At 68.2% G+C, this 14137-nt stretch carries 15 protein-coding genes; 8 read left to right on the top strand and 7 right to left on the bottom strand.

The genetic code is table 11. The features are described 5' to 3' along the window. Positions 1-37 precede the first annotated feature (37 nt). Together ftsY and AB0N59_RS10845 are read left to right on the top strand one after the other, a co-directional pair. Complete coding sequence (gene ftsY / locus AB0N59_RS10840; protein ID WP_363482760.1) at positions 38-913, top strand: signal recognition particle-docking protein FtsY; 876 nt, start codon at positions 38-40, stop codon at positions 911-913. A gap of 38 nt (positions 914-951) precedes the next feature. Then, entirely contained in the window at positions 952-1452 is a 501-nt protein-coding gene (locus tag AB0N59_RS10845; RefSeq protein ID WP_204976460.1) for a DUF2004 domain-containing protein, read from the top strand. Here the strand turns inward: AB0N59_RS10845 and AB0N59_RS10850 are convergent. The 3 genes from AB0N59_RS10850 to lipB all read right to left on the bottom strand — a co-directional run bounded on the left by AB0N59_RS10850 (position 1436) and on the right by lipB (position 3583). After that, complete coding sequence (locus AB0N59_RS10850; RefSeq protein ID WP_363482763.1) at positions 1436-1840, bottom strand: VOC family protein; 405 nt, start codon at positions 1838-1840, stop codon at positions 1436-1438. The two genes, AB0N59_RS10845 and AB0N59_RS10850, sit on opposite strands and share 17 nt — an antisense overlap. A 103-nt stretch (positions 1841-1943) precedes the next feature. Beyond that, positions 1944-2936, bottom strand: a complete 993-nt coding sequence (gene lipA, locus AB0N59_RS10855; RefSeq protein ID WP_363482766.1) for a lipoyl synthase — start codon at positions 2934-2936, stop codon at positions 1944-1946. After that, positions 2933-3583, bottom strand: a complete 651-nt coding sequence (gene lipB / locus AB0N59_RS10860; protein ID WP_363482769.1) for a lipoyl(octanoyl) transferase LipB — start codon at positions 3581-3583, stop codon at positions 2933-2935. Before lipB ends, lipA begins: the two co-directional genes overlap by 4 nt. A 103-nt stretch (positions 3584-3686) precedes the next feature. Between lipB and AB0N59_RS10865 the strand changes: the two genes are divergently transcribed. From AB0N59_RS10865 to ffh, 4 genes are read left to right on the top strand one after another with little or no spacing between them, the layout of a single operon-like run. Next, positions 3687-4271, top strand: a complete 585-nt coding sequence (locus AB0N59_RS10865; protein WP_363482772.1) for a TetR/AcrR family transcriptional regulator — start codon at positions 3687-3689, stop codon at positions 4269-4271. Between the two features lie 57 nt (positions 4272-4328). Beyond that, complete coding sequence (locus AB0N59_RS10870; RefSeq protein ID WP_363482775.1) at positions 4329-4964, top strand: hypothetical protein; 636 nt, start codon at positions 4329-4331, stop codon at positions 4962-4964. Continuing rightward, positions 4961-5464 carry an RNA polymerase sigma factor gene (locus tag AB0N59_RS10875; protein WP_363482778.1) on the top strand — a complete coding sequence of 168 codons (504 nt, stop codon included), beginning with the start codon at positions 4961-4963 and terminating at the stop codon, positions 5462-5464. The genes AB0N59_RS10870 and AB0N59_RS10875 overlap by 4 nt, the downstream gene beginning before the upstream one ends. A 13-nt stretch (positions 5465-5477) precedes the next feature. Then, positions 5478-7028, top strand: coding sequence for a signal recognition particle protein (ffh, locus tag AB0N59_RS10880; protein WP_363482781.1), 1551 nt, complete (start codon positions 5478-5480; stop codon positions 7026-7028). A gap of 6 nt (positions 7029-7034) precedes the next feature. On the opposite strand, the gene AB0N59_RS10885 is transcribed toward ffh, so the two are convergent. Beyond that, on the bottom strand, positions 7035-7949 hold the full coding sequence (locus AB0N59_RS10885) for an EamA family transporter (protein WP_363482784.1): 915 nt from the start codon (positions 7947-7949) through the stop codon (positions 7035-7037). 78 nt (positions 7950-8027) lie between these two features. On the opposite strand from AB0N59_RS10885, the gene AB0N59_RS10890 reads away from it, so the two are divergent. Next, complete coding sequence (locus tag AB0N59_RS10890; protein WP_363482787.1) at positions 8028-8957, top strand: LysR family transcriptional regulator; 930 nt, start codon at positions 8028-8030, stop codon at positions 8955-8957. Between the two features lie 7 nt (positions 8958-8964). Here AB0N59_RS10890 and glpK read toward each other — a convergent pair whose 3' ends face one another. The 3 genes from glpK to AB0N59_RS10905 all read right to left on the bottom strand — a co-directional run bounded on the left by glpK (position 8965) and on the right by AB0N59_RS10905 (position 13065). After that, the gene (gene glpK, locus AB0N59_RS10895) at positions 8965-10479 is read right to left on the bottom strand and encodes a glycerol kinase GlpK (protein ID WP_363482790.1); all 1515 of its coding nucleotides are present in this window, start codon (positions 10477-10479) and stop codon (positions 8965-8967) included. 27 nt (positions 10480-10506) lie between these two features. Next, a complete protein-coding gene (locus AB0N59_RS10900) occupies positions 10507-11259 on the bottom strand; it encodes an MIP/aquaporin family protein (protein ID WP_363482793.1) in 753 nt (250 codons plus the stop codon). Positions 11260-11346: 87 nt separating this feature from the next. Then, positions 11347-13065, bottom strand: coding sequence for a glycerol-3-phosphate dehydrogenase/oxidase (locus AB0N59_RS10905; protein WP_363482796.1), 1719 nt, complete (start codon positions 13063-13065; stop codon positions 11347-11349). Positions 13066-13166: 101 nt separating this feature from the next. On the opposite strand from AB0N59_RS10905, the gene AB0N59_RS10910 reads away from it, so the two are divergent. Continuing rightward, on the top strand, positions 13167-14135 hold the full coding sequence (locus AB0N59_RS10910) for a sugar-binding domain-containing protein (RefSeq protein ID WP_363482799.1): 969 nt from the start codon (positions 13167-13169) through the stop codon (positions 14133-14135). The last annotated feature ends 2 nt before the right edge of the window (positions 14136-14137 follow it).

The following is a 14137-nucleotide window of genomic DNA, read 5'->3' on the forward strand; positions in this document are numbered from 1 at the left end:
GGGATGCTGCGCCCATACGGGCATCTAGGCTGGAGTCATGGCGGAGAAGTCCTGGTCCCTCGGTCGCGCGCTGCGCGGCATGTTCGTCAAGCCCACGATCGACGAGTCGACGTGGGAAGACCTCGAGACGGCGCTGATCACGGCCGACTTCGGTCCCGACATCACCGAGCAGCTGCTCGACGAGCTGCACGAGAAGGTCGACCGCTACCGCACGACAGATCCGCGCGACCTGCAGCGCATGCTGCGCGAGACCCTCGAAGAGCGCTTCGCGAAGTTCGACACCACCCTGAAGCTCACCGAGCGTCCGGCTGTCGTGCTGGTGGTCGGCGTGAACGGCGTGGGCAAGACAACGACCATCGGCAAGTTCACCAAGTTCCTGCGGGGGTACGAGCGCAGCGTGGTCGTCGGTGCCGCCGACACCTTCCGCGCGGCTGCCGTCGAGCAGCTGGCCACCTGGGCGCAGCGCGGGGGAGCGGCCATCGTGCGACCGCAGCACGAGGGACAGGACCCGGCATCCGTCGCATTCCAGACTGTCGAGTACGCGAAGAACCAGGGCATCGAGATCGCCATCATCGACACCGCCGGCCGTCTGCACACGAAGAGCGGTCTGATGGACGAGCTGTCGAAGGTGCGAAGGGTGGTCGAGAAGCAGGCTCCGATCAGCGAGGTCCTTCTGGTGCTCGACGCCACGACAGGTCAGAACGGAGTCATGCAGGCGGAGTCGTTCCTGCAGCATGCCGGCGTCACCGGGCTGGTCATCACGAAGCTCGACGGCTCGGCCAAGGGCGGGTTCGTGCTCGCCGTGCAGGAGCGAACGGGCATCCCCGTCAAGCTGCTCGGCCAGGGAGAGGGCATCGACGATCTCACCGGCTTCACCCCCCACGTGTTCGTGTCGTCTCTCGTCGGCGCGTAGGACTACCGCCACGGCGGAGAGGCTGGTTTCATAGCGATATGGCGATCGAACACGACTATTTCGGGGTCCTGTCCTCGGGGCCCGACGGCGCCATCTTCTGGACGGAGCGCGTCGACTTCGGCGACCAGTCGGTGACGGTCGACCTCACCGCCCCTGATCAGGACGACGTCTCGATCGCGGCGCTGGATGTCGCGGCGGCGCTGATCGCCGGGATCGAAGAGCTGGATGCGTCCGTGCGCGGCGCGATGCTGACCGAGGTCGACGACCGCACCAGCGAGGTGACCGAGTACATCCTGCAGCAGCAGGAGGCGTTCGGCGACGACCTCGAGGATGTGCTCGTCGACGTCAGCGGCGATGCCGCTGTCGACATCATCCGATCGCTGCGCCTGTCGAGCATGACGATCCTCGCCGACGAGCACGGCGGGTCCGAGCCGTTCGCGGTGCTCGAGTACGCGCTGGATGCCGATGAGACCGATGAGGTCCTGCTGGTGAACCTGGCGTCCGACGGCTCGGTGCAGTCCGTCACCAGCGCCGACTAGTCGTCGGTGTTCGTGCGTCGCGCCAGCCCGGCCAACCGGGCCGGTCGACGACGCAGAACCGGTTGCCTTCCGGATCCTCCATGATCACGTAGTCCGCATCGGCGGGTCGCCGGTCCCACGGCACCTCTCGCGCTCCGAGCGCGGTGAGACGCCGGATCTCGGATGCCTGATCCTCGGCGTAGATGTCGAGGTGGATGCGCGGTGGCAGAACCCGCTCGGAGCCGTGTGCGTCGAGAGCGATGCACGGAGCGTGCGCATCGCGCGGTCTCAGCACCACCCAGTCGTCTTCCGGGGGATCACGCGGCACGTAGTCCAGCGCATCGCTCCAGAAGCGGGTCTGGGCGGCGAGGTCGCGCACCCTGATGACGATCGACACGATCTTCAGCATCCTGGCACGCTACAGCGGGCGAACGACCGGTCAGGTGCCCCTTGCGCGAACCGTCCCCGCTGTGCGCCACGGCGCGGCTGTGTGCGCCGGACGGGCCAGCAGCCTAGACGGCCTGGGCGAAGCCGAGGTCGGCGCTCTCGGCGATGTGGGCGAGGTGCGGTGGGATCTCGCGGCCCTTCGAGATCATCGACTGCGCCCACAGACGCCCGGCACGGTAGGACGACCGCACGAGCGGGCCTGCCAGCACGCCGAGGAACCCGATGCGCTCCGCCTCGGACTTGAACTCGACGAACTCGTCGGGCTTGACCCAGCGGGCGACCGGGAGATGCCGGGGCGTCGGACGCAGGTACTGCGTGATCGTGATGATGTCGCACCCTGCATCGTGCAGATCCTGCAGCGCCTGGACGACCTCTTCCGGCTCCTCGCCCATGCCGAGGATGAGGTTCGACTTGGTGATGAGCCCCGCCTCATGCCCTTGCGTGATCACGCTCAGCGAGCGCTCATAGGTGAAGGCAGGACGGATGCGCTTGAAGATCCGGGGCACGGTCTCGACGTTGTGCGCGAAGACCTCGGGCCGGGCGTCGAAGATCTGACCCAGGAACGCCGGGTCGGCGTTGTGCTCGTTCGCGAGCAGCTCCACGCCCGTGCTCGGGTTCATGGCGTGGATCTGCCGCACGGTCTCGGCGTTCAACCAGGCGCCCGTATCCGGCAGATCGTCGCGGGCGACGCTCGTGACGGTCGCATAGCGCAGCGCCATGCGCTGCACGCTCTCGGCGACTCGGCGCGGCTCATCGGTGTCGTACGCGTCGGGCTTGCCGGTGTCGATCTGGCAGAAGTCGCATCTGCGCGTGCACTGCGAGCCTCCGATGAGGAATGTCGCCTCGCGGTCCTCCCAGCACTCGAAGATGTTCGGGCATCCCGCCTCCTGGCAGACGGTGTGCAGATCCTCGGTCTTCACCAGCGACTGCAGGGCGGTGTACTCCGGCCCCATCTTCGCCTTGGTCTTGATCCACTCGGGCTTGCGCTCGATCGGCGTCTCGGCGTTTCGGACCTCGAGCCGCAGAAGCCTGCGGCCGTCGGGGTGCGCGGCGCTCATGCGGCGACTCCCTCGTTCTCGCTGGCGTATTCCGTGGCGAAAGCGTCCGCGACCGCCTGCACGATGTCAGACGGCGTCACGTGGGCTCCGGTGACCTCGCTCACGGTGGTGACGCCGGCATCGGTGATCCCGCACGGGATGATGCCGCGGAAGCCCGCCAGGGTGTTGTCGCAGTTGATGGCGAATCCGTGCATGGTGACCCCCTGCTGAACGCGCACGCCGATCGCGGCGACCTTGTCTTCGCCGAGCGGTCGGCGCACCCACACTCCGCTCCGGCCCTCGACCTGATAGCCGTCGACGCCGAGGGGCTCGAGGATGCTGATGAGCAGACGCTCGAGCCGACGCACGTGCGCCACGACGTCGATCGGCGGGTGCAGGCGGACGATGGGATATCCGACGAGCTGACCTGGGCCGTGCCACGTGATCTTGCCGCCGCGATCGACGTCGACGACAGGCGTGCCGTCCTGCGGACGCTCGTGATCCTCGGTGCGGGTGCCGGCGGTGTAGACCGCCTCGTGCTCGAGCAGCAGCAGCGTGTCGGGTCTCGTGCCCGCGACGACGTCGTGGTGGATGCTGCGCTGCAGCTCCCATCCGTCGAGGTAGGGCACGTAAGCGGGTGCCAGGCCGGGGAGCTGGATATCGAGCATAAGGGCTTCTCTCAATTATTGGATGGCGTCCAAGAACCTGCCTGGAACCACCATACGCCCATCCCGGCGGCAACGGGTGCGACGCGCGGCTACGCTGAGCGCTATGACCACGGCTTCGCGAGCAGGACGCCCTCGGGCCTCGTCGCGTGAGACTCTCGCCGAGGCCGCCTGCGAGCTGTTCCTCGAGCAGGGGTACGAGGCTACGTCGATCGTCGACATCACCCAGCGGGCCGGGGTGAGCAGGTCGAGCTTCTTCAACTACTTCTCGTCGAAGAGCGACGTGCTGTGGTCCGGCTTCGACGCAAGGGTCGACGCTGCGCTGGTGGCGCTGGTTCGCCTGGGGACGGAAGCCGACGGCGACTCGGTGCGAGACGCTCTGCGTCCGATGCTGCACGGTCTCGCGCCCGACCCGCTCGCGCTCGCTTTGCGCAATGCCAGCGCGATGGGCGTGGAGGCGGAGCTGATGCGCGACACGGGACTGCGGCACGCCCGGCTGGCGTCGGCGATCGCCGCGACGGCGCGCAGCGCAGGAGTCGAAGTCATTCGCGCTGACATCCTCGGGTCGGCTCTGGCCACCGCCGTGCTCTCCTCGGTGCGGGTGTGGGCCGAGCAGGGCGCCGGTCAGGCCTCGCTGGAGTCGCAGTTCGACGAGGCACTGCACGCGATCCACGACCTTCCCTGGCGCTGAGGACGTTTCGCGCCTGGGCGGACAGGTCATGAGTGAGACCCACTGAAGGAGGACCTCATGACCGATTCGCTCGACGACCTGCTGGACGGATCCGCACCGGCGGTTGCGGACAGGGGGAGGGGGCGGGACTCCGCTCTGGTGCAGATGACGGCGGACGCCCGTGACACGGTGCGCCCGCCGAAGCGGCGCAGAAGGGCGTCGCTGATCACGGGCATCGCCGCGATGGCACTGATCGGCACGGCAGGTGTCGCCACGGCGAATTCGGACTGGGCGTGGGTCGCCGGGCTGGAGAACCCGCATCGCAGCTACACCTACACCGCGCCCACCTGGGGGCAGTGCGAGATCCGGTTCAGCGGCTACGACATCGCCGATCCGTTCGTCGAGGCGAATGTGAATCGCATCATCGACGATTGGTTCGCGCACACGGATGTCGAGGCCGCAGCCGAACCGTTCGTCGCCGAGTCGCTCGCCGTCGTCGAGGAGGCGATGGCTCGTGACCCGGAGGCAGCAGAGGATCCGCGGATCGCCGACCTCAACGCGTGGACAGCTCACGAGCAGGCCATGAGTCAGGCCATGCACGACGAGCTGAAAGCCCACGGCTACGACTCCGAGCACGGTCTCGCCGGGGCGGAGGCTCACAGCCAGCTTCATTGCGAGGGCGAGGACTGGGGCGGAGAGGGTGGGCAGGAGTGAGCCGCCACGACGACGCGCGCCTGACCCGTGCCCTCGAGTCCTCGGCATCCGCCCTTCTCGCCTACCTCGAACGGCGGGTCGGACCAGACGATGCCCCCGACCTGCTGGGGGAGACGATGGTCGTCGCCTGGCGCCGTGTCGCAGAGCTGCCCACCGACCCGGAGCGGGCTCGCATGTGGCTGTTCGGCATCGCCCGGGGCACGCTGCTCAATCACGCCAGGGGGCAGCGTCGGCGATGGGCGCTGGCCGACCGCATCCGCCTGCAGGTGCGGGAAGCGGCGACGGCACCGCCGGCCGACGACGGATCCGAGGTGCGCGATGCCATCGATCGGCTCGAGCCTGACCTGGCGGAGCTCATCCGACTCGTGCACTGGGAGCGGCTGAGCATCTCCGACGCTGCTGAGATGCTGGGCATCCCCGCGTCGACCGCCCGGGGTCGCTATCAGCGGGCGAAGGACGCTCTGCGGGCCGCGCTCGGGGTGGGGGCCTCGCTCGCGTAGAATCAGAGGCACCATGGCTACCTTTGGCACGCTCTCCGATCGGCTCACCGAGACCTTCCGCAACCTGCGCACGAAGGGAAAGCTGACCCCCGCCGATGTCGACGGCACCGTCCGCGAGATCCGCCGCGCTCTGCTCGACGCAGACGTCGCGCTGCAGGTCGTCAAGGACTTCACCGGCAAGGTGCGCGAACGCGCGCTCGGCGACGAGGTGAACAAGGCGCTGAATCCGGCGCAGCAGGTCGTGCAGATCGTGAACGAGGAGCTCGTCGGCATCCTGGGCGGCGAGCAGCGCCGCCTCGAGTTCGCCAAGACCCCGCCGACGGTCATCATGCTCGCGGGTCTGCAGGGCTCGGGAAAGACGACGTTCGCGGGGAAGCTGGCCAAGCAGCTCGAAGGCGAGGGCCATACCCCTCTCCTCGTCGCCGCCGACCTGCAGCGTCCCAATGCGGTGAACCAGCTCCAGGTCGTCGCCGAGCGCGCCGGTGCCACGATCTTCGCCCCGGAGCCGGGCAACGGCGTCGGCGACCCGATCCGCGTCTCGAAGGACGGCGTCGAGTACGCGCGCCGCCACCAGCATGACGTCGTCATCATCGACACCGCGGGACGCCTCGGCGTCGATGCGGAGCTGATGAAGCAGGCATCCGACATCCGCAAGGCGACCAGCCCCGACGAGGTGCTGTTCGTGATCGACGCGATGATCGGTCAGGATGCCGTGAACACGGCCAAGGCCTTCCAGGAGGGCGTCGACTTCACCGGTGTCGTGCTGTCGAAGCTCGACGGTGACGCCCGCGGTGGCGCAGCGCTCTCGGTCGCCTCGGTGACCGGACGCCCCATCATCTTCGCCTCGACGGGCGAGAACCTCGAGGACCTCGAGCCGTTCCACCCTGACCGCATGGCGAGCCGCATCCTCGACCTCGGTGACATCCTCACCCTCATCGAACAGGCCCAGCAGGCCTTCGATGAGGAAGAGGCCATGAAGATGGCCGAGAAGCTGGCCAATGAGGCCTTCACGCTCGAGGACTTCCTCGACCAGCTTCAGCAGATGAAGAAGATGGGCTCGATGAAGAAGATGCTCGGCATGCTGCCGGGCATGGGCCAGATGAAGCAGCAGCTCGAGGACTTCGACGAGCGCGAGATCGACCGGACCGAGGCGATCATCCGCTCGATGACGCCCGGCGAGCGTCGTAACCCGAAGGTCCTCAACGGTTCGCGTCGGCTGCGCATCGCGAAGGGCTCGGGTATGACCGTCACCGACGTCAACCAGCTCGTGCAGCGCTTCGAGCAGGCAGCCAAGATGATGAAGACGGTCGCGCGCGGCGGCACTCCGCAGATCCCGGGCATGGGCCCGATGGGCAAGCCCGGAGCATCTGCGAAGCGCGGCAAGAAGGGCGCCAAGGGCAAGAGCGGTGGGTCGCGCTCTGGCAACCCGGCCAAGCGCGCCGCTGAGAACGCGGGCGTCGCCACGGCCAACGCGAACCCGACGGGCACGGGCTTCGGGCTCGGTCAGAAGGCGCCGAGCGAGGCGGACCTCGCCGAGATCCAGAAGCTGTTCGGCAAGAGCTGATCCGCGTCACCTCATCCCGGCCGGCTCGCCCGCGCGCGACGCGGGGGAGCCGGCAGGAACGCCGTCGCGCTGGTGCGCGAACGCCTGGCCGCTGACGAGCGCGACGAGGACGATCGCGATGCCGGCGGACTGTGTGACACTGAAACTCTCACCGGCGACCACGACGCCCAGGACCGTCGCCACGACGGGGGAGAGCAGCGCCAGCAGGCCAGGCGCCGCCACCGGAAGCTGCTGGATGCCGCGGAACCACAGCACGTAGGCGACGAGCCCGCCGACCGTGCCCAGCCAGACGTATCCGGCGCCCGCCCCGAGATCGATCCGCGCAGGCATCGGCTCGAGCATGAGCGTGAGGGGGAGGAGCAGCAGACCGCCGGCGGTGAGCTGCCACCCTGCGTAGGCGATCGGACCGACGCCGACGGGACGCCCCCAGCGCTTCGTGAGCACGACGCCGGAGGCAGTGGCCGCGATGCCACCGAGAGCCGCCAGCACGCCGGTCATGTCCAGCTGTGCAGTCGGTCCGACCACCACCAGCGCGACGCCGAAGGCGCCCGCGGCGGCGGCTGCCGTTGCCGGCATCCGAGTCCTCTCCCGCAGGACCACCCAGCCGATTCCGATGATGATCACTGGCTGAACGCCGGCGACCGCCGCTGCGACACCGCCGGGGAGGCGTTCTGCCGCGACGAAGAGCAGCGGGAAGAAGGCTCCGATGTTCAGTGCGCCCAGGATGGCGGACCTCCACAGCCAGGACCCCCGCGGCAGTGCCCTGCCGATCAGGAGTGCGAGCAGCCCGGCGGGAAGCGCCCTGAGGAGCGCGGCCAGCAGCGGATGACCGGAGGGCAGCAGCTCGGTCGTGATGAGGTATGTCGTTCCCCAGGCGACGGGAGCGAGCGCGGTCAGGAGAAGGATCCGGAGCTGGGCCATACCTCCAGGGTGGATGTGGCATGAGGATGAGTCCAATGCATGGTTGTCACCGCGAGGATGAGCGAGGATCATTCAGGTATGGACTTGCAGCAGCTCCGCTACGTCGTCGAGGTCGCCTCGACCGAGAGCTTCACCCGGGCCGCCGAACGATGCTTCGTGACGCAGTCCGCGCTGAGTCATCAGATCGCGGCGCTCGAGCGGGAGCTCGATCAGCGGCTGTTCATCCGTTCGAGTCGCGGCGTGCGGCCTACCGAGGCGGGGCTCGCCTTTCTGCACCATGCCCGCATCGCCGTCTCGGCTGCGGCTGCGGCACGGGAGGACGCCATCGCCGCGAGCGGCCGGGTCGTCGGTACGCTGCGGCTCGGGGTCATCCCGACGGTGGCAGCCGTAGACATCCCCGGAGCGATCGCGGGGTTCAGGGCGACGTATCCCGAGGTCCGGGTTGAGCTCACGGTGGGCAACAGCGACACGTTGATCTCCGACGTGCGCGGGGACGCGCTCGACGTCGCCTTCCTCGGCCTGCGTGCCGACATCGAGCCCTCCGGCGTCGGTCATCGCCTGCTCGGCCGCGAGCGGCTCGTGGCCGCCATGCCGCTGGGGCATCCCCTCGCTCTCCGCGAAGAGATCCGGCTCGCCGACATCGCCGACGAGACCTTCGCCGACTTCCCTGCAGGCACATCGGGCAGAGCGCAGAGCGACCTGGCCTTCGCGTCCGCCGGCCTGAGCCGGGACGTCGCCTTCGAAGCGGGCTCCGCCGAGCTGCTTCTCGGCCTCGTGGCGGCAGGACTGGCCGTCTCCCTTCTCGCTCCGGGCGTCGTCGCCCGTTCATCAGCAGACGTGTGCGCCGTCGCGGTCGCGGACGGTCCGCTGCGCGCGGAGCACATCGTCTGGCACGGACAGCAGCCGCGCGCCGTCGCACGCGCCTTCCTCGCCGACTTCGGCAGGACGACCCGCGCGCAGACGCGAGAAGCGGGCTCGGAGGACGACTCCGAACCCGCTTCTCGGTGACCCGCGGTCAGTTCACGTCGGCGTCGACCCAGTCCATCGACTTGGTGACCGCCTTGCGCCACTGACGCAGCAAGCGGTCGCGCTCCGCCTCGTCCATGGTCGGCTCCCAGCGCTTGTCCTCCTGCCAGTTGGCCGACAGGTCGTCGAGCCCGCTCCAGAAGCCCACGGCCAGGCCTGCGGCGTATGCCGCCCCGAGCGCGGTGGTCTCGGCGACGACCGGGCGCACGACGGGGACGCCGAGCACGTCAGCCTGGAACTGCATGAGGGCGTCGTTGGCGACCATGCCGCCATCGACCTTCAGCTCCGACAGGTCGACGCCCGCATCCGCGTTCACGGCGTCCAGCACATCCCGCGTCTGGAAGGCGACGGCCTCGAGAGCCGCGCGCGCGATGTGGTTCCGGTTGGAGTAGCGGGTCAGGCCGACGATCGCGCCTCGGGCGTCGGGGCGCCAGTACGGGGCGAAGAGACCCGAGAACGCCGGCACGATGTACACGCCGCCGTTGTCATCCACCTGGCGCGCGAGGTCTTCGACCTCGGGAGCCGAGCTGATGATGCCGAGCTGGTCGCGCAGCCACTGGATCAGCGAGCCCGTCACGGCGATCGAACCCTCGAGTGCGTAGTGGGTCGGGCCGTCGCCGAGCTTGTAGCCGACCGTGGTCAGCAGGCCGTTCTTCGAGTGCACGACCTCTTCACCGGTGTTGAAGATGAGGAAGCAGCCGGTGCCGTAGGTGTTCTTGCTCTCGCCCTTGTCGAACGCAGCCTGGCCGAACGTCGCCGCCTGCTGGTCGCCGAGGATGCCCGCGATGGGCGTCTCGCGGAGCAGCGACGAGTCCTCAGCCGCGCCGTACACCTCCGACGACGAGCGGATCTCCGGCATCATCGAACGCGGCACCCCGAACGCCTCGAGGATGTCGTCACGCCACTCGAGAGTCTCGAGATCCATGAACATGGTGCGCGAGGCGTTGGTCACATCTGTCGCGTGGACGCCGCCGTCGACACCCCCGGTGAGGTTCCAGAGCACCCAGCAGTCGGTGGTGCCGAACATCAGGTCGCCGGCCTCGGCCTTCTCACGCGCACCCTCGACGTTCTCGAGGATCCACGCGATCTTCGTGCCCGAGAAGTAGGTCGCCAGCGGCAGGCCGACGACCGACTTGAACCGCTCCACGCCCCCATCGGCCGCGAGGCGGTCGACGATCTCCTGGGTGCGGGTGTCCTGCCAGACGATCGCGTTGTAGACCGGCTGGCCGGTGTTCCTGTCCCAGACGACAGCGGTCTCGCGCTGGTTGGTGATGCCGACCGCCGCGATGTCGTGGCGGGTGAGGTCGGCGCGGCTCAGTGCGAGGCCGATGACCTCCTGCACGTTGCGCCAGATCTCGGACGCGTCGTGCTCGACCCAGCCGGCCTTGGGCAGGATCTGCTCGTGCTCCTTCTGACCGGTGGCGATGATGCTGCCCTTGCGGTCGAAGATGATGGCACGACTCGACGTGGTGCCCTGGTCGATAGCGATGATGTAGTCAGCCATTGTTTTCTCCTTTGAAATCGAAGCGGATCAGGCGAGGCTCAGCAGCGCAGGAGCCGCGAGCGCGGCGATCGCGCCGCCGATGAGCGGGCCGACCACCGGAACCCAGGAGTACGACCAGTCGCTGGAGCCCTTGCCCTTGATGGGGAGGATGGCGTGCGCGATGCGGGGGCCGAGGTCACGGGCGGGGTTGATGGCGTATCCGGTGGGACCACCGAGCGAGGCGCCGATGCCGACGACGAGCAGTGCGACAGGCAGCGCGGTCAGCGGTCCGAGGCCACCGGGCGTTCCGACCTCGATGTCGCCGTAGTCGGCGAACGCGAAGATGATGAAGACCAGCACGAACGTGCCCACGATCTCCGTCACGAGGTTCCAGCCGTAGGAGCGGATGGCAGGGCCGGTCGAGAACACGCCGAGCTTGTTGGCGGCCTCCGGCTCCTCATCGAAGTGCTGCTTGTACGCGAGCCACACGACGACGGCACCGACGATGGCACCGAGGAGCTCGGCGGCGGTGGCCACAAGGAATGCGGCGAAGGTGATCTTGCCGGCGATCAGCAGTCCGATGCCGACCGCGGGGTTCAGGATCGCTCCGGAGTACGCGGAGGCGAGCACACCCGCGAACACCGCGAGTCCCCATCCCCAGTTGACCATCAGGAATCCGCCTGCATAGCCCTTGTTCTTCGCGAGCGCGACGTTGGCGACCACACCGCATCCGAGCAGGATCAGCATGGCCGTCCCCACGAACTCGGAGAGGAAGTACAGCCCGAGATTGACATCAGTCATGTCTTCATTGACCTTTCGTGCGCATGCGCTCTCCCCCAGCGCATGCAGTGAGTGAGGTTACGTCGTGAGGAGACGACGGTCTGTGCTTCAGCCGTTCTGGTGCGACGGAAGCGCGGGAAGTTCGAGGCCGTGGCGATCTTTCAGCAGTGTTCGCGTGTCATCGAGCTCCGCGCCGCGGCGGTCGGCGTCCCAGCCGAGCAGCGGGGTCATGGCATCCGCCAGCTCGATCAGCGTGTCGATGTCGACCTCGCCGGTGAACGCGAGACTGGTGCGACGCAGCACGACGTCCTGGAGGCGGACGGCGTGCTCGTGCTCGACCATCCAGGCGAGCTCGCGCGTCGACAGATCTCCGCCGGCCAGTGGGGCGTCGTCACCCGATGCGACGAACTGCCACACGTCGGCCGCACGCGTGCCGTAACGGGTCAGCAGACGCTCGGCGCGTTCTCCGGCGCCGGCGAGGTTCTGCTCGATCCAGCTGTGCCTGGCGCGTGCGGTGCGCGGGAAGCCTTTGCCGCCGCCGATGGCGCGACCGACCGTCGACACCGATCGCGGGCGTCCGATGAGTCCGAGCACCGCATCCGAGAGCGACTCGCCGAGGGCCCGGAACGTGGTCCACTTGCCGCCGACGAGGCTCACCAGAGGCACCGAGCCCTGCCTGTCGACCTCGATCCGGTAGTCCCGCGAGACGAAGCCGGGCGCCGTGTCCTCGTGGCGGGGGAGCGGACGGATTCCCGAGAAGGTGTAGACGATCTGATCACGCGACACCGGGATGGTCGGGAAGACGTGATGGATCAGGTCGAAGAAGTAGTCGATCTCCTCATCGGTGCACACCGGCACCTCGCGGGGGTCTGCGTCGATGTCGGTCGTTCCGACGAGCACTCGGCCCTTGAGCGGGTAGATCAGGACGATGCGACCATCGGAATGCTCGAAGAAGATCTCGCGGCCCCCGGTCGCGTCGAGCAGCTCGGGGTGGTCGAGCACGATGTGCGAGCCCTTGGTGCCGCCCATGAAGCGCGTGTCCTCACCGAGGGCGTCGTTCGTCAGATCGGTCCACGGTCCGGATGCGTTCACGACCACGTCAGCGGCGACGGTGAACTCTGCCCCCGACTCGAGGTCGCGGAGCCGGACGCCGTCAGCCGAACGGCCGATCGCCTCGACATAGTTCAGGGCGACGGCGCCAGCGTGGGCTGAACGACCATCCTGCAGCACGTCCAGAGCGAGACGCTCAGGGTCGTGCATCGACGCGTCGTAGTAGGTCGCGGTGTACTTGATGTTCGGGTCGAGCGACGGCAGCTCCGCCAGCGAGCGCTTGCGGCCGAGGAACCGGTGACGCGGCACCACCCCGCCGTCGCGCGAGAACGTGTCGTAGATCGTGAGGCCGACCTTGATAAGGAAGGCGCCGCGCTCCTGCGGCTTGCCGCTGCGGTGGGTCAGGAAGCGCAGAGGCGCCGAGAGGATGCCCGAGAACGTCGAGTAGATCGGAATGGTCGTCTGCAGCGGCTTGACGTAGTGCGGCGCGATCTTGAGCAGACCGTTGCGCTCCTGAACGGATTCCCGCACGAGGCGGAACTCGCCGTTCTCGAGATAGCGGATGCCGCCGTGGATCATGTGGCTGGATGCCGAGGATGCCCCTGAGGCGAAATCGCCGCGTTCGACCAGGACGACGTCCACGCCCTGCAGGGCGAGGTCGCGGAAGGTGGAGATGCCGTTGATGCCCGCGCCGATGACGAGGACGCTCGTGCGTCCCGACTCGCGGACGGCCCGTACCTGCTCGCGCTCCGGCGATGAGTGTGTCGGCTCAACCATGCTCGACCTCTCTCTGCTCTGAATGCCTTCAGCATCGACCCGAAGCGCTCTGCGTGCAAGCCCATTGCACATATGTGCAAGAATCGTGGACGGAGGACCGGATGTCGACCCGCAACCATCGCGATCAGAAGCTGATCGCCGCCCTCACCGCCGCTCGCCTGTACTACATGCAGGACCAGACGATGGAGGTCATCGCGCGCGAGCTCGGCACATCGCGCTCTTCGGTGTCGCGCCTGCTCAGCTTCGCCCGCGAGGTCGGTCTCGTCGACATCCGCATCCACTCTCCCCTCGAGCGGCTGGGGATGCTCGAGCAGCGCCTCAGCGACCGCCACGGCGTCACCGCTCATATCGCGCCGATACCCGATCGGGTCAGCGAGATGGAGCGGCTCGAGCGCGTCGCCCTCACCGCAGGCAGGCTGCTGTCGCAGTTCGTCGAGTCGAACATGGTCGTGGGTGTCGCGTGGGGGTCGACCATCAGCACCGTGAGCCGTTCGCTCACCCAGAAGGACACGCACGGCACGACCATCGTGCAGCTCAACGGCGCCGGGAACACGCAGACCAGCGGCCTGGAGTACTCGAGCGACATCCTGCAGCGTTTCGGCCACGCCTTCGGCGCGCAGGTCGAGCAGTTCCCGGTGCCGGCCTTCTTCGACAGCCCCGACACGAGAGACGCCATGTGGCGGGAGCGCAGCACCAGGCGCGTGCTGGCCTTCCAGGCCAAGATGGACATCGCCGTGTTCGGTCTCGGCTCACCGCAGTCGGACGTGCCCAGTCGGGTCTACGTCGGCGGGTACCTCGCGCGTGACGACTATCGCAGCCTCGAGGAGGACGGGGTCATCGGCGACGTCGCCACCGTCTTCTTCCGCGCGGACGGCAGCTGGCGCGACATCCGGCTCAATGCACGTTCGACCGGACCGGGTCTCGACCGGCTCCGGCGCGTTCCCCGCCGGGTCTGCATCGTCTCGGGCGAGGCGAAGCTGGGTTCGCTGCGCGCCGCGATCGGCGCCGGCCTGATCACCGACGTCGTGCTCGACGATGCGCTCGCCAGGCGTCTGCTCGACACCGACTGACC

Origin of the sequence: Microbacterium sp. NPDC089321, from assembly GCF_040684935.1 — a bacterium.
Taxonomy (GTDB): Bacteria; Actinomycetota; Actinomycetes; order Actinomycetales; family Microbacteriaceae; genus Microbacterium.

Bases quoted from the DNA above. Each gene is read 5' to 3' on its own strand.
- ftsY (WP_363482760.1), top strand. From the start codon at position 38: ATGGCGGAGAAGTCCTGGTCCCTCGGTCGCGCGCTGCGCGGCATGTTC.
- AB0N59_RS10845 (WP_204976460.1), top strand. From the start codon at position 952: ATGGCGATCGAACACGACTATTTCGGGGTCCTGTCCTCGGGGCCCGAC.
- AB0N59_RS10850 (WP_363482763.1), bottom strand. From the start codon at position 1,840: ATGCTGAAGATCGTGTCGATCGTCATCAGGGTGCGCGACCTCGCCGCC.
- lipA (WP_363482766.1), bottom strand. From the start codon at position 2,936: ATGAGCGCCGCGCACCCCGACGGCCGCAGGCTTCTGCGGCTCGAGGTC.
- lipB (WP_363482769.1), bottom strand. From the start codon at position 3,583: ATGCTCGATATCCAGCTCCCCGGCCTGGCACCCGCTTACGTGCCCTAC.
- AB0N59_RS10865 (WP_363482772.1), top strand. From the start codon at position 3,687: ATGACCACGGCTTCGCGAGCAGGACGCCCTCGGGCCTCGTCGCGTGAG.
- AB0N59_RS10870 (WP_363482775.1), top strand. From the start codon at position 4,329: ATGACCGATTCGCTCGACGACCTGCTGGACGGATCCGCACCGGCGGTT.
- ffh (WP_363482781.1), top strand. From the start codon at position 5,478: ATGGCTACCTTTGGCACGCTCTCCGATCGGCTCACCGAGACCTTCCGC.
- AB0N59_RS10885 (WP_363482784.1), bottom strand. From the start codon at position 7,949: ATGGCCCAGCTCCGGATCCTTCTCCTGACCGCGCTCGCTCCCGTCGCC.
- AB0N59_RS10890 (WP_363482787.1), top strand. From the start codon at position 8,028: ATGGACTTGCAGCAGCTCCGCTACGTCGTCGAGGTCGCCTCGACCGAG.
- glpK (WP_363482790.1), bottom strand. From the start codon at position 10,479: ATGGCTGACTACATCATCGCTATCGACCAGGGCACCACGTCGAGTCGT.
- AB0N59_RS10900 (WP_363482793.1), bottom strand. From the start codon at position 11,259: ATGACTGATGTCAATCTCGGGCTGTACTTCCTCTCCGAGTTCGTGGGG.
- AB0N59_RS10905 (WP_363482796.1), bottom strand. From the start codon at position 13,065: ATGGTTGAGCCGACACACTCATCGCCGGAGCGCGAGCAGGTACGGGCC.
- AB0N59_RS10910 (WP_363482799.1), top strand. From the start codon at position 13,167: ATGTCGACCCGCAACCATCGCGATCAGAAGCTGATCGCCGCCCTCACC.